14 protein-coding genes are annotated in these 14,105 nt (G+C 38.1%); 13 read left to right on the forward strand and 1 reads right to left on the reverse strand.

The features are described 5' to 3' along the window. Positions 1-41 precede the first annotated feature (41 nt). The 13 genes from BG04_RS16070 to BG04_RS16130 all read left to right on the forward strand — a co-directional run bounded on the left by BG04_RS16070 (position 42) and on the right by BG04_RS16130 (position 13,243). Complete coding sequence (locus tag BG04_RS16070) at positions 42-467, forward strand: MarR family winged helix-turn-helix transcriptional regulator (RefSeq protein WP_013055628.1); 426 nt, start codon at positions 42-44, stop codon at positions 465-467. A gap of 116 nt (positions 468-583) precedes the next feature. Then, positions 584-1,573, forward strand: a complete 990-nt coding sequence (locus BG04_RS16075) for a LacI family DNA-binding transcriptional regulator (RefSeq protein WP_013081939.1) — start codon at positions 584-586, stop codon at positions 1,571-1,573. After that, a complete protein-coding gene (gene rbsK / locus BG04_RS16080; RefSeq protein ID WP_034654054.1) occupies positions 1,566-2,444 on the forward strand; it encodes a ribokinase in 879 nt (292 codons plus the stop codon). The genes BG04_RS16075 and rbsK overlap by 8 nt, the downstream gene beginning before the upstream one ends. Further along, on the forward strand, positions 2,445-2,834 hold the full coding sequence (gene rbsD, locus BG04_RS16085) for a D-ribose pyranase (RefSeq protein WP_013055631.1): 390 nt from the start codon (positions 2,445-2,447) through the stop codon (positions 2,832-2,834). A 14-nt stretch (positions 2,835-2,848) separates the two neighbouring features. After that, on the forward strand, positions 2,849-4,330 hold the full coding sequence (locus BG04_RS16090) for a sugar ABC transporter ATP-binding protein (RefSeq protein ID WP_013081941.1): 1,482 nt from the start codon (positions 2,849-2,851) through the stop codon (positions 4,328-4,330). A 1-nt stretch (position 4,331) separates the two neighbouring features. Next, positions 4,332-5,291 carry a ribose ABC transporter permease RbsC gene (gene rbsC, locus BG04_RS16095; protein WP_025749709.1) on the forward strand — a complete coding sequence of 320 codons (960 nt, stop codon included), beginning with the start codon at positions 4,332-4,334 and terminating at the stop codon, positions 5,289-5,291. A gap of 11 nt (positions 5,292-5,302) precedes the next feature. After that, a complete protein-coding gene (gene rbsB, locus BG04_RS16100) occupies positions 5,303-6,223 on the forward strand; it encodes a ribose ABC transporter substrate-binding protein RbsB (protein ID WP_013055634.1) in 921 nt (306 codons plus the stop codon). A gap of 439 nt (positions 6,224-6,662) precedes the next feature. Beyond that, positions 6,663-7,931 (forward strand): 3D domain-containing protein, encoded by a 1,269-nt coding sequence (locus BG04_RS16105; protein ID WP_034654049.1) that lies wholly within the window; start codon positions 6,663-6,665, stop codon positions 7,929-7,931. A gap of 155 nt (positions 7,932-8,086) precedes the next feature. Continuing rightward, positions 8,087-8,698: a flavin reductase family protein gene (locus tag BG04_RS16110; RefSeq protein WP_034654047.1), complete on the forward strand. Its 612-nt coding sequence runs from the start codon at positions 8,087-8,089 to the stop codon at positions 8,696-8,698. Between the two features lie 351 nt (positions 8,699-9,049). After that, on the forward strand, positions 9,050-10,327 hold the full coding sequence (locus BG04_RS16115) for an ABC transporter substrate-binding protein (RefSeq protein ID WP_034654044.1): 1,278 nt from the start codon (positions 9,050-9,052) through the stop codon (positions 10,325-10,327). A gap of 72 nt (positions 10,328-10,399) precedes the next feature. Continuing rightward, entirely contained in the window at positions 10,400-11,254 is an 855-nt protein-coding gene (locus BG04_RS16120; protein ID WP_034654040.1) for a carbohydrate ABC transporter permease, read from the forward strand. A 68-nt stretch (positions 11,255-11,322) separates the two neighbouring features. Continuing rightward, the gene (locus BG04_RS16125) at positions 11,323-12,129 is read left to right on the forward strand and encodes a carbohydrate ABC transporter permease (RefSeq protein ID WP_026106517.1); all 807 of its coding nucleotides are present in this window, start codon (positions 11,323-11,325) and stop codon (positions 12,127-12,129) included. A 379-nt stretch (positions 12,130-12,508) separates the two neighbouring features. Beyond that, the gene (locus BG04_RS16130) at positions 12,509-13,243 is read left to right on the forward strand and encodes a sugar phosphate isomerase/epimerase family protein (protein WP_034654039.1); all 735 of its coding nucleotides are present in this window, start codon (positions 12,509-12,511) and stop codon (positions 13,241-13,243) included. Positions 13,244-13,285: 42 nt separating this feature from the next. On the opposite strand, the gene BG04_RS16135 is transcribed toward BG04_RS16130, so the two are convergent. Beyond that, positions 13,286-13,795: a GNAT family protein gene (locus tag BG04_RS16135; RefSeq protein ID WP_016763212.1), complete on the reverse strand. Its 510-nt coding sequence runs from the start codon at positions 13,793-13,795 to the stop codon at positions 13,286-13,288. Between the last annotated feature and the right edge of the window lie 310 nt (positions 13,796-14,105).

Raw genomic sequence — 14,105 nt, forward strand, 5'->3', positions numbered from 1 at the left:
TAACATCGACTCCCTGATTATAAGAAAGGGGACGTCAAAACATGGAACAGCTCACATTTATTGAAGAGGTCCAGAGAATTTCGATATCCCTTAACAAAAAGGTAATGACAGAGATAAAAGAAAGGTTACTTTCACAAGGGATTACACCTTTTCAATATCATATCTTATTAATTATCGGTAAGTGCAGTCACATTGGGGTAACCAAGCTGGCAGAAGAGATGCGCGTCAAGCCTAGTGCGATTACTCCTGTTATTAATCGTTTAATAGACTTAGAGTTAGTTTCACGCTATCACTCTAAAGAGGATCGCCGCAAAGTAAACATTGAGTTAACAGCTAAAGGTGAACAAGTGATTGAAGAAGCAAATGAAATTGTGCAAAAGATGATTGCTCATTTCTTTTCTTGCTATGAACCGAAAGATCAAGAGCAATTTTTGAAATTATTTAAGAAACTAGACGCTAATATCTAATGAAAGAAAAATCACTTCTTAATGAGGTGATTTTTTTTAATAAAAAGATTGTCAACTTCACTTTTCCATGTTATTATTTGTGTAAACGGTTACATATATGAAGGGAGGGAAATAAAGTGGTAACAATTCGTGATGTAGCAAAAGAAGCAGGCGTGTCCGTTGCGACCGTTTCGCGCGTTTTAAACAGTACAGGATATGTAAAAGAAGACACGCGTGTGCGAGTAATGAATACAATTCAAAAATTAAACTACAGCCCTAACGAGGTAGCCCGTTCGCTTTATACACGTGAATCGCGTTTGATTGGTCTCTTGCTTCCAGACATTACAAACCCTTTTTTCCCTCAGCTTGCACGAGGAATAGAAGATGAAGTACATAGCCATGGATTTCGTTTAATTCTTGGCAATAGTGATGAGCAGTTAGAGAAAGAATTAACCTATCTCCAAACGTTTACGCAAAACCATGTAGTAGGGATGATCACGGCAACAACAAGTCTAGCTCAGAAACTATATGAAGGTCTTACATTTCCCGTCGTGTTTTTAGATAGAAGTTCTGATCAGTATCCATCCGTTTATGCTGATGGTTTTGAGGGTGGAAAACTTGCTGCAGAAGAAATAATCAAAAGAGGAAGTAAAAGAATTACACTTATCAAAGGTCCAGTAAATGTAAAGCCTGCTCAGGAACGCTTTCAAGGCTCTCTGTCTGTTTTGAGTCAGTCTGATGCAGACTTTTACGTATTAAATACAAATTCTCTAGCGTTTGACGATGCACAGAAATGGGCAAAGGAAATCTTTCAAAAGTACCCTGAAACGGACGGGATTATTGCAAGTAATGACATTGTAGCCACAGCCGTTTTACACGAGGCGTTTCGATTAGAAAAAAGCGTGCCCGATGATCTACAAGTAATTGGTTTTGATGATATTCCGCAAAGCCGCTTTTCGTTTCCAGCGCTGTCTACAATTCGTCAGCCTGCTTATGAAATGGGCAAGCAAGCAGCAGGTCTGTTAATGAAATGTATTAAGAAAGAACCTTTAATTCAAAAGCAAGTACAACTACCCGTTACGTTTATTGAACGAAATACGACACGAAAGGTTGAGGAACATGGCTAAAGTAACTGTGATTGGAAGTTCATCAATGGATTTAGTAGTGACATCAAATATTCGTCCTGGAGCTGGAGAAACAGTGTTAGGAGAATCATTCAAAACTGTTCCTGGAGGAAAAGGAGCGAACCAAGCTGTTGCAGCAGCCCGTCTTGGAGCTGATGTGAGTATGATTGGGTGTGTGGGCGAAGATCATTACGGAAAAGCAATTCTGGAGAATTTCAAATCAAACGGTGTATCCGTGAAAAATGTGAAACCGGTTACAGATTTAGATAGCGGAACAGCTCACATTATACTCGCTGAAGGAGATAACAGCATTGTAGTTGTCAAAGGAGCAAACGATTATATTACTCCAGACTACGTAGAAAAAGCAAAAGAAAAAATTAAAGACGCGGATATCGTACTTATTCAGCAAGAGATTCCAGAAGAAACGGTTGAATATGTTGCTCAGCTTTGTCAGGAACTTAAAGTACCGCTTTTGTTAAATCCAGCGCCTGCAAGACCATTAAAAGCAGAAGTGATTGAACAAGTTTCTTACATCACTCCAAATGAACATGAAGCAGAGCTTTTATTTGAAGGAAAAGAAAAAGAAGAAGTATTAAAACAATATCCAAATAAATTGTTTATTACAGAAGGAAAACAAGGTGTGCGCTATTTTAACGGCGAGAAAGAAGTATTGGTTCCTTCTTATCAAGTAGAAACGGTTGATACAACAGGAGCAGGAGATACATTTAACGCAGCACTTGCTGTGGCACTTGCCGAAAGAATGGGTTTTGAAAAAGGAATTCAGTTTGCTAATCGCGCAGCTTCGCTATCCGTCACTAAATTTGGTGCGCAAGGCGGTATGCCGACTCGAAAAGAAGTGGAGGAGAGTCTGTAAATGAAACGTCACGGAATGATTAACAGTCATATTACAAAAATACTAACAGATCTAGGTCATACAGACACTATTGTCATTGCAGATGCAGGGTTACCTGTTCCGAGTGACGTGCCTAAAATTGATTTATCTTTAAAGCTAGGGGTGCCTAGCTTTGAAGATGTAGTAGTAGCTGTGTTAGAAGATATGGCTACAGAAAAAATAGTGATTGCTTCTGAAATGAAAGAAAGAAATCAAAAGGCTTACGAGTTGATGGAGAAGCAAAACATCTTAGTAGAAGAAGTATCGCATGAACAATTAAAAATGCTGACAAGCAAAGCGAAAGTTGTGATTCGTACAGGAGAAGCAACTCCTTATGCAAACTGCATTTTACAAGCGGGAGTTATTTTTTAAAAGAGGTGAACAGCATGCATATTGCAATGAGAGGGATTCATAAAGCCTTTGGAGCAAACCGTGTACTAAGGGGCGTGGATTTTGAATTACATGAAGGTGAAGTTCACGCACTAATGGGGGAAAATGGAGCGGGGAAATCTACGCTGATGAATATTTTAACCGGCCTTCACAAAAAAGATGAAGGGCAGATTCTGATTGATGGCAAAGAGACGTATTTTCAAAACCCAAAAGAAGCAGAACAAAACGGAGTTACCTTTATTCATCAAGAGCTGAACGTTTGGCCTGAAATGACGGTGCTTGAGAACTTATTTATTGGCAAAGAATTAAAAACGCCTTTAGGTTTTTTAAAAACAAAAGAAATGAAAGCGTTAGCAAAGAAGCAGTTTGAAAAATTAGCTGTGACCATTCCTCTTGACCAAGAAGCGGGACTTTGTTCTGTCGGACAGCAGCAAATGATTGAGATAGCCAAAGCGCTGATGACGAATGCAAAAGTCATTATCATGGATGAGCCAACCGCAGCGCTTACTGAAAGAGAAATTCAAAAGTTATTTGACGTAATTAATGCGCTGCGAAAACAAGGTGTATCGATTGTCTATATTTCACATCGTATGGAAGAGATTTTCGCTATTTGTGATTCCATTACGGTCATGCGTGACGGACAGACGGTAGACAAAAAGCCGATTCCAGAAACCAGCTTCGATGATGTTGTTCGCAAAATGGTAGGAAGAGAGCTAACGGATCGATTTCCTGCTAGGACATCTCCTAAGGGAGACGTTGTATTTGAAGCAAAAGGCTTGGAGAGAAAAGGTGTATTTCAAGACGTTCATTTTTCAGTGCGATCAGGAGAAATTGTCGGTGTTGCGGGGCTAATGGGAGCTGGCAGAACCGAAATTATGCGCGCTATCTTTGGGCTTGATCCGTTAGAAAAAGGCGAAATTATATTAAATGGCAAACGGGTCAGTATCACAAAGCCCGACCAAGCCATTAAATTAGGTCTCGGGTTCATTACAGAAGATCGTAAAACAGAAGGGCTCGTCCTGGATTTTTCTATTCGAGAAAATATTGCGCTTCCAAGTCTATTCAGCTTTTCGCCAAAAGGCTTTATTGAACAAAAAAGCGAGCAGCAATTTGTAGATTTACTTATTAAACGTTTAACGATCAAAACCGAGTCGTCTGAGACGAGTGCGGGTAACTTATCGGGAGGAAATCAGCAAAAAGTAGTTATCGCCAAGTGGATTGGCATTGGACCAAAAGTGCTGATTTTAGATGAACCAACTCGAGGAGTTGACGTCGGGGCAAAGCGTGAAATTTATCAGCTTATGAATGAACTGACAGACAGAGGCGTGGCTATTATCATGGTGTCTTCAGAGCTTCCAGAGGTACTCGGCATGAGCGATCGCATTTTGGTTGTGCATGAAGGAAAAATAACAGGTGAACTGACAAGTGAAGAAGCAACTCAAGAAAAAATTATGACATTTGCAACAGGAGGTCAGTAAAATGAAAGCAAACACAGCGATCAAAGAAAATCGCGTTGATAACGTGATGCAAAAGCTAGGTCCGTTACTAGGTCTATTTATTCTTATTGTCATTGTATCGATTTTAAATCCAAGCTTTTTAGAACCTTTAAATATTTTAAACTTGCTGCGTCAAGTAGCCATTAATGCCTTAATTGCATTCGGTATGACGTTTGTCATTTTAACAGGCGGAATTGATTTATCGGTTGGCTCTATACTTGCTTTATCAAGTGCGTTAATGGCAGGTATGATTGTGTCAGGTGTAGATCCTATTTTAGCTATTTTAATAGGATGTGTGTTAGGAGCTGTAATGGGTATGATTAACGGCTTGCTTATTACAAAAGGAAAAATGGCGCCGTTTATTGCAACGCTAGCGACGATGACAATTTTTAGAGGGTTAACGCTTGTTTATACAGATGGAAATCCGATTACGGGCTTAGGCGAAAACTATTACTTCCAGTTATTTGGCCGCGGCTATTTTCTAGGTATTCCTGTCCCGGCAATTACGATGGTACTAGCATTTGCTGTCCTATGGGTGATTTTGCATAAAACGCCGTTTGGCCGTAGAACATATGCAATCGGGGGAAATGAAAAAGCAGCATTTATTTCAGGAATTAAAGTACCAAAAGTTAAGGTTATGATCTACTCACTAGCAGGATTATTGGCAGCGCTATCAGGAGCGATTTTGACTTCTCGTTTGAACTCTGCTCAGCCAACGGCAGGTACGTCTTACGAGTTAGATGCTATCGCTGCAGTAGTACTGGGTGGAACAAGCCTTTCTGGAGGACGTGGACGCATTGTTGGAACGTTAATTGGTGCGCTGATTATCGGAACGTTAAACAACGGCTTAAACTTACTCGGCGTTTCGTCCTTTTACCAAATGGTCGTAAAAGGAATTGTTATTTTAATCGCGGTATTAATTGATCGCAAAAAGTCAGCTTAGGAGGGAAAAACATGAAGAAAATTTGGCTCGTGCTATTATCATTTTCATTATTACTGTTAGGGGCTTGTTCACTTCAGCCTCCGGAGTGGGCGAAACCATCTGAAAGTAAAAATTTAAAAGATATTAAAATTGGTTTATCCGTTTCTACATTAAACAATCCGTTTTTTGTTTCGCTAAAAGAAGGGGTACAAAAAGAAGCAAAAAAACTGGGCATGGAAGTAGTTGTAGTAGATGCTCAAAATGATTCAGCAAAACAAATTAACGATGTAGAAGATTTAATGCAGCAAGGTGTTAACATTCTGCTTATTAATCCAACGGATTCAGCTGCTATTTCAACAGCTGTACAATCGGCTAATAATGTAGGTATTCCAGTTATTACACTAGATCGTTCAGCAGAAAAAGGAAAAGTAGAAACCCTAGTAGCTTCAGATAATGTAAAAGGTGGTCAAATGGCTGCTGATTACATTGTGAAAAAAGTAGGGGAAAAAGCTCAAGTAGCAGAACTTGAAGGCGTGCCGGGAGCTTCAGCAACTCGTGAACGAGGAAAAGGGTTCCACAACGTTGCGGATCAAAAGCTAGATATTACGGCTAAACAGTCGGCTGATTTTGACCGTACAAAAGGCTTAAACGTTATGGAGAATGTTCTTCAAGGAAATCCTGGTATCAAAGCCGTATTTGCTCATAATGATGAAATGGCATTAGGAGCTATTCAAGCGATTAACAGCTCAGGAAAAGATGTGCTAGTAGTAGGGTTTGATGGAAACGACGATGCAATTAAAGCGGTAAAAGAAGGGAAGCTAGGAGCAACTGTAGCTCAGCAGCCTGTTTTAATCGGTAAACTTGCCGTAAAGTCTGCTAAAAATGTTCTTCAAGGCAAAAAGGTAGATAAGCAAATTCCAGTGCCTTTAAAACTAGTAACCTCTGACAAATAATGGTTTTATACGTGTGCAGAAAAAAGACGCTCATTTGATTTATGGGCGTCTTTTTATGTATATAAAGTGTAAAAAAGAAGTGAAAAAGTCATAACTTTATAAATAGTGTAGGAATTATGTAGGTGGAATTTATGTAATAAAAAGTAAAAAACACCGAAAAAAGACGGTGAAACACATAATTTTCTGTGAAAAATTTGTAATATACCTGTAATAATAAGCGTTTATTTCTATTTTTAAAGAGCAAATATGCCCTGTTTATGACAAAAATATATCTTTTTTAATAAACAGTAAACCTCTCTATCAAGGGATTTTGGTGATGAATTCCCAGAAAGAGATTCTTGGTTATACAGATTATGGGAAACTTTTAACTGTATTGTAACATAAACAGATAGTTTTTTATGGTATAACTATGTCTATGAGGAAAGGGGACTATTACTTTATGAAAATTTTTAAGCGTATGACTCTTGCAGCAGTCACAGGAATTTTCTTCATGACCGGCATCACAGAGACTCACGCCCAATCGAATGAAGAAGCGCTCCAGAGTACTGAAAATAAAATTAAAGAAACAGAAAAGGCTGTTCAACAAAAAGAGAAAGAGAAACAGTCTATCAATTCAGATGTTCAAAACATTCAATCACAATTAAATTCATTACATACAGTAATCTCTAGCAATAAAAAAGAGTTAGCATCGACTGAAAAGCAGATTTCAGAAGCGAACAAAATGATTGAGAAAAAGAAAAAAGAAATCGTTTTGCTTCAGGAAAAAGTGTTAAGTCGTAAAGATATTATTGAAAATCGATTAGTTGCTTTACAGCAAGACGATAAAACAAGCGTTGTTATTGATACATTAATGAATGCTGATAACTTTGGAGATTTTGTCGCGCGTATGGGTGCTGTCACAACGTTATTGTCAGCAGATAATGATATTTTAAAGCAGCATCAAAATGACTTAGATCAAATTGAAAAAGATAAAAAAGAAATTGATAAGCAAGAAAAAGTATTAGAAGCAGCAAAAGGTAGCCTAGCAGCTAAACAAGCTGAATTAGATAAAAACGTTGCGAAACAAACAGCAACGTTAACAACTATGCAAGAAAAATACAGCACGGTCGTAAATGAAATTGATGCAGCTTCTTCAGAAAAAGCAAATCTTCAGTCTGAACTAACAGGCATTCAAGATAAGATTGCAAAAGAAAAAGAAGCAGCTCAAAAGCAAGCTGAGCAAGTGGCAAAACAGCAGGCGACTGAAAAGGCTGAGGCTGATGCAGAAGCAAAGCGTCAAGCTGAACTAGCAACAGCTAAACAAGAAGTAAAAACAGAGCCAAAACAAGAAGTAAAAACAGCTGCAGCTACAGAGAAGAAAGCAGCCGTTTCTTCAGAAGCAAAAGAAACGAAAAAAGAAGAAAGCACACAAAAGCATTCTGGAAAAGAAATGTATGTAGAAGCAACAGCTTATACAGCTAATTGTGCAGGCTGCAGCGGTGTAACAGCCACTGGACAAAATGTAAGTTCAGGCACTCATAAAATTATTGCGGTAGATCCATCCGTTATTCCATTAGGTTCAAAAGTATACGTAGAAGGATACGGAGTGGCAACAGCAGGTGATACGGGCGGTGCGATTAAAGGATATCGAATTGACGTATTAGTACCTTCCGAGTCAGCTGCAAAAGCATTTGGACGTCGTACAGTGAAAATTACGGTGTTAAATTAACGAAATAGACTGAGACAAAAGCAGTTTAGTTGAAGAAAGATCCGAACGAGTAATCGTTCGGATCTTTTCATTGTATTGGTGAGCAAGTTGCTAGCTAATCTATGCTCTTTTCGTTACCATACAATAAAGTAAATGGAAGAAAAGGAGTGGGTAAAATGAAAGTAGTGGATCCAGCGGTACAAAGTGCAAAAGACAATTATCATTTGCTAACAGGTGTCGTCATTCCTCGGCCAATTGCGTTTATTACAAGTCAAAATGATGACGGTGTAGTGAATGCCGCGCCGTTCAGTTTTTTTAATGTAGTTGCGGCAGAGCCTCCGCTGATTGCCGTTTCGGTTTCGAGAAGTGAAGGTCAAATGACGAAAGATACGGCCAAAAATATTAGTGCATCTAAAGAATTTGTAGTTCATCTTGTAGACGAAAGCTTAGTGGAACAAGTGAATCAAGCGGCATCTTCTTATCCTTCTTCCGTGAGTGAAGTCGAAGAAACAGGGTTAACACTAGCACCCAGCAAAAAAGTGCAGGTTCCCGGAATTCAAGAAGCAAGCATTCGAATGGAATGTAAGCTTCACCAAATTGTTCCATTAGGAACGGATGAGGCATACAGCTCAGATTTGTTTATCGGTGAAGTTGTGATGTTTCATATTAGTGAAAAAGTGATAGAAAACGATCGCGTTTCTGCAGAACGTGTGAAGCCAGTCAGCCGGCTTGCGGGTTCTAACTATAGTAAATTGGGGCAATTATTTTCCTTAGAACGTCCCAAATAAGCAAGAAAGTGTTACTTATGTAGCAAAAAAATAGTATACATTGGATTTTTTTAAATAAGCGATTGTGTTCTGTTTCAACAACGACAGTACATTCGCTTTTTTTCATGAACGAAAAAGTTAATAGAAACCATAATAACAAAATCAATTTAGAAAAAGGCAAAAATGTAAGGTTTTTGCCTTTTATATTTACCATTGAGGAAAAAGGTATTCATTCATATAATTTAGATTAAGTAAATTGTATACGCTTTCAATATACAGAATTATTTTTCAATAATTCTCTGGAGAAAGAGTCATGAGCGTCTACAAAAAAACTTGCCACACTAGGAGACGAGATTATAGGAGGGGTATTCATTGAAACGTTGGTTTAGTTTAATCAGTTTTGCACTCATTTTAACCCTAGTACTTGCAGGATGCGGAGGAAAGTCCGCTAATGAAACAAGTGGTAGCGGTGAAAAAGAAGTTGTTGCATGGGCTTGGAATATTAACGTACCGGTATTAAAGAAAGCAGCAGCAGAATACCAAAAAGAGAATCCAGGGTTTAAATTAAAAGTAGTGGATATGGGACGTGAAGATGTTTATTCAAAACTAACAACAGGATTGCAAGCTGGCGGAAAAGGCCTTCCTGATATTGTATTAGTAGAAGACGATCGTTTCCAAGGATATTTAGATGCATTTCCAAAAGCATTTTTAAACCTATCTAAAAAAGGATTTGATAAGCAAGAAGATAAGTTTCCTGAGTTTAAGAGAGCCCTTTTATCAAAGAATGGAGATATGTACGGCTTCCCGTTTGATGCAGGTCCAACAGGCGTATTCTATCGCACAGATTACTTTGAAAAAGCAGGCGTAGATCCAAACAGTATCAAAACATGGGATGATTACATTGCAGCTGGTAAGAAAATTAAAGAAAAAGTTGGCGTTGATTTACTAGGTTTAGATTTTAATAATGACGATGGCTTATTCCGAATGACGCTGACACAGCAAGGTACGTTCTATTTTAATAACAAAGGAAAGCTAAATTTAACTTCTAAAGAAGCGAAAAAAGCAATGGAGTTAAATAAGAAGTTAAAAGAAGCAGGCATTGTTAAAAATACAGTGGGCTGGGATGCTTCAATCAGTGCCTTAGCAGAAGGTAAAGTAGCAAGTTCACCATCTGGTGCTTGGCTATCCGGTTCTATTACACAGCAGGCTCCGGATTTAAAAGGAAAATGGGGAGTGTTTTTATTACCTTCGTTTGAAGAAGGAGGCAACCGTGCTTCTAACTTAGGTGGAAGCAACTATGTGATTTCAGCAACTAGTCAAAAAGCAGATGAAGCGTACAAATTTATGGAGTATTTCTCAACAACGGATAAAATTCAAGAAGAAGCGATGAAGGGCGGATTATTCCCATCATTAAATACCGTATACTCTTCAAAATTATTCACTGCACAAGATGAGTACTTTAACAATCAGACGATTTGGAAAACATTCGCAGATGAAATGAAAGATATTAAGCCGGTTAATTTTACGGGCAATTACTCAGTTGCAAACAGTGAAGCAGTCAAAGCTGTGTCAGAAGTAACAAATGGTAAGGGCGTTACAGACTCGCTTGAAGCAGCCCAAAAACGCTTAGAAAACCGAATTAAAAAATAATCAAGAAGCATAGAAGGTGATTTATGGAAAATTGCCTTCTATCTCTTCTTCTTGCGGTACTAGGAGGTCATCATGAAGACAAATAAATCGTTGCCTTACTTATTTATTGCTCCAGCACTTTTGCTGTTCGCGCTGTTTACAATCTATCCTATTTTTTCATCGTTTGTTCTAAGCTTTCAGAGTATGGAAGGCGGAAAGTATGTATTTACCGGGTTATCAAACTATACACGCTTACTAGGAGATGATATTTTCTGGAAAGCGCTTGGAAATACGGGAATTATTTTAATCGTTCAAGTACCCGTTATGATTTTATTAGCGCTTGTACTAGCTAACGCGTTAAACAGTCAGCTTTTAAGACTAAAAGGTTTTTTCCGAGTTTCATTTTTCTTGCCGGCAGTAACGTCACTAGTTGCCTACTCTATTTTGTTTTCAATCATTCTTCAAGATGAAGGAATTATGAATACTATTTTAGGGTTTTTCGGTATCGATGCCATTCGGTGGCTGGGGGATCCATTTTGGGCTAAAGTCTCAATCATCGTTGCGATGACTTGGAGATGGACAGGTTATAACATGGTTATTTTTCTAGCAGCTCTTCAAAGTTTATCTCATGAAGTTTACGAAGCAGCTGATTTAGACGGAGCAAATCGTATTCAAAAGTTTTTCCACGTAACGGTTCCACAATTAAAACCCGTTATCTTGTTTGCTACTATTTTATCAACAATTGGCACGCTTCAATTGTTTGACGAACCTTTTAACTTAACAAAAGGCGGCCCTGCTGATTCAACGATGACGCTAGGCTTATATATTTATCAAAATGGCTTTAAATATTTTGATTTTGGATATGCTTCAGCTATTGCGTACGTTGTTGTATTATTAGTTGGTATTTTAACGTTCTTCCAATTTAAATTTACGGGTGATAAATCATGAGTGTATTAGAGAGAGTAGAAGCAACCGCAGTAGTTACCGTTCCTAAGGTCAAAAAGAAAAGGCACATCATGCGCAAAATAGGACTATACAGCTTGCTTGGGCTGTTTACGATTATCTCAATTTTTCCTTTTTACTGGATGTTTATCGGCGCTACGAATGAATCAGGAAAAATGTTTACAAACCCTCCAACGCTGAAGCCTGGCGATCAATTTATGACAAATCTACAAAATTTAAATGCTTCAATTGATTTAGGGCGCGTCTTTTTTAACTCAGTATTTGTTTCAGTCGTGTATGTGATTGTAGCTTTAATGGTCTGCTCCACAGCTGCATATGCGTTATCTAAATTTGAATTCAAAGGCCGCAACGCAATTTTCACTACGCTTTTATTGTCTATGATGATTCCATATCAAGCAACGCTCATTCCACTTTTTCAGCTGATGTCGAATTTTAATTTGCTTGATACGTATTTTGCACTTATTGTTCCGCAGCTGTGCTTTCCGTTTGCTATCTTTTTATTACGTCAGAACTTTTTAGCTTTTCCAACGGAACTTATTGAAGCAGCTCGTTTGGACGGAGCTGGAGAGATGAGAATCTTTTTAACTATTGTGCTTCCTTCTATGAAGCCTGCTATGGCTGCAGCAGCTATTTTCTTATTTATGACACAGTGGAATAACTTTATGTGGCCTTTAGTTGCGACTACATCTAACGAAATGGCTACATTGCCAGTTGCTCTTTCAAGCTTAATTGGCTTATCGATTATTGATTACGGTCAAGTAATGATGGGAGTAACGATTGCAACCATTCCAATCATTGTCTTCTTCCTAGCACTTCAGCGTCATTTTATTTCCGGAATGCTTGGAAGTGCAGTAAAATAAAAAGCAGCAGATGTTGAAAAAAAGTATGTTAGTTAAAGGAGGATCCGAACGAATCTTATTGTTGATTGAGAATCAAATTCGTTCGGATTTTTTCCTTTCTAGGATGAACGTAGATTTAATTGTAGTTAATTGCTTCTAGGTGTTGATTGGAGGGCAAGACGAAGACTCCTGCGGGAAAAGCGGAACAGGTGAGACCCCGCAAGGAGCGTAAGCGACGAGGAGGCTCACCGGCCGCCCGCGGAAAGCGAAGTCTTGCACGGAAATCAACAGCTGTGTAATAAGTAATTCATACTAGTTCAATTATTCAATTTGTTCGTCTTTAGATTGGGTTGATTTAGCCATAGTTCAATCACTTTCTTAATGAACAGGGGGAGAGAAAATGGGAGAAATACCTGTAGGAGTTCAGCTTTATACGCTGCGTGAAGAAACGAAAAAAGATTTTAAAGGAACGCTTCAAAAAGTAGCTGCTTTAGGGTATCAAGGGGTAGAGTTTGCGGGGTACGAAGGATATACAGCGCAAGAAGTAAGAGCATGGTTAACGGATTTACAGCTGAAGGCAGCTTCTAGTCACGTGCCGCTTGAACAATTAGAATCAAATTTAGAGCAGGTGATTCACTTTGAGCAGCAAGTTGGAAATTCACATATTGTTTGTCCTTATTTAATGCCTGAACGACAAACTGAAAAAGGATATTTCGAACTTATTGATTCTTTAAATTACATTGATGCTTATTGTAAAAAAGAAGGCCTGTCGTTTAGCTATCATCATCATGATTTTGAGCTAAAGAAATTGTCAACTGGAAAGTCAGCTCTCCAAACAATCTTAGAAGAAACTGAGGTAAACGTAGAGTTGGACATTTATTGGCTGACTAAAGCAGGCGAAGATCCAGTGGAGTGGATGAAGCATTATCAAAATCGTACGCCTTTTATTCATTTAAAAGATATGACAACAGACGGCGAACAATTTTTTGCTCCTCTTGGTACCGGAGGAGTAGATATAAAGGCTGTAATGCAAGAAGGACATAGAGCAGGCGTAAAATGGTGGATCGTTGAACAAGATCATTGTATAGAAAGTCCTCTTAGCAGCATTAAAAAAAGCTTAGCATATATCAAATAAAAAAACGAACAGACAGCGTCTGTTCGTTTTTTTATTGATAAGCTAAGCTGGAGTCCACTCAATTTCTCCGCACTTATTCGTATAATCAATATTCACCTCAAAGTTATGTTTTTCATAAAAATGAATCAATCTTTCGAGATGATCCCAATCGCGCTCAGCGATATCGCCTTTAATGACATGAACATTTTGATCAACCGCTACTTCTTTTAAATAATTCATACATACAGAGCCATATCCCTTATTAGCGGGCCCTTTAATGTCACCAATAAAAATCGTGTGATTATCTTCATATACGCCATCGATGGCAAAATCCCAAGCCCCTCTATAGGCTTTTGTACATTCATTTAGCATAATTTTACATGCGTTTCCGTCATTTTGTGCCGATACAATAACTAACTGATTATCTTCAGGCTGATCGACACCAATAACTTCATACTTTTTAGCAATTTCTTTTAAATTATCCTGCATGCGAAATAGCTGAAACTCTAGATCATCAAGTGTTTCTTTTAGTTCTTCTGCATTCTGATTTTTTTCTGTAAGCTGAGTAAACATTTTATACTCCTTTCCGTCTGTTTTCGGTCTAAGTGCGCCTATGACAAAGAGGACACGGTGTATAAAGCGAAACTTTATTTAGCAAAGTATCTACCTTAGTAAAAATATAAAAAGGAAAGAACCTGATTTGATTGATTATTCATCAAAACGGCTGCTTTCCTTAGCATTCACTTTTAAATTTTTCACAACGTGTATAAGGGTAACAAAGACTCATTAATTTTGTCAATAAGGTTGTAGGTCTATTTATAAAGAAGATAACAGGTCATTGTATCTATTGGGAAGAAAAAATAATGAGTGAAAAAAGAATCAT

The sequence above is a fragment of the Priestia megaterium NBRC 15308 = ATCC 14581 genome (genome assembly GCF_000832985.1).
GTDB lineage: Bacteria > Bacillota > Bacilli > Bacillales > Bacillaceae_H > Priestia > Priestia megaterium.

Bases quoted from the DNA above. Each gene is read 5' to 3' on its own strand.
- rbsB (WP_013055634.1), top strand. From the start codon at position 5,303: ATGAAGAAAATTTGGCTCGTGCTATTATCATTTTCATTATTACTGTTA.
- BG04_RS16110 (WP_034654047.1), top strand. From the start codon at position 8,087: ATGAAAGTAGTGGATCCAGCGGTACAAAGTGCAAAAGACAATTATCAT.
- rbsC (WP_025749709.1), top strand. From the start codon at position 4,332: ATGAAAGCAAACACAGCGATCAAAGAAAATCGCGTTGATAACGTGATG.
- BG04_RS16090 (WP_013081941.1), top strand. From the start codon at position 2,849: ATGCATATTGCAATGAGAGGGATTCATAAAGCCTTTGGAGCAAACCGT.
- BG04_RS16120 (WP_034654040.1), top strand. From the start codon at position 10,400: ATGAAGACAAATAAATCGTTGCCTTACTTATTTATTGCTCCAGCACTT.
- BG04_RS16125 (WP_026106517.1), top strand. From the start codon at position 11,323: ATGCGCAAAATAGGACTATACAGCTTGCTTGGGCTGTTTACGATTATC.
- rbsD (WP_013055631.1), top strand. From the start codon at position 2,445: ATGAAACGTCACGGAATGATTAACAGTCATATTACAAAAATACTAACA.
- rbsK (WP_034654054.1), top strand. From the start codon at position 1,566: ATGGCTAAAGTAACTGTGATTGGAAGTTCATCAATGGATTTAGTAGTG.
- BG04_RS16135 (WP_016763212.1), bottom strand. From the start codon at position 13,795: ATGTTTACTCAGCTTACAGAAAAAAATCAGAATGCAGAAGAACTAAAA.
- BG04_RS16130 (WP_034654039.1), top strand. From the start codon at position 12,509: ATGGGAGAAATACCTGTAGGAGTTCAGCTTTATACGCTGCGTGAAGAA.
- BG04_RS16070 (WP_013055628.1), top strand. From the start codon at position 42: ATGGAACAGCTCACATTTATTGAAGAGGTCCAGAGAATTTCGATATCC.
- BG04_RS16105 (WP_034654049.1), top strand. From the start codon at position 6,663: ATGAAAATTTTTAAGCGTATGACTCTTGCAGCAGTCACAGGAATTTTC.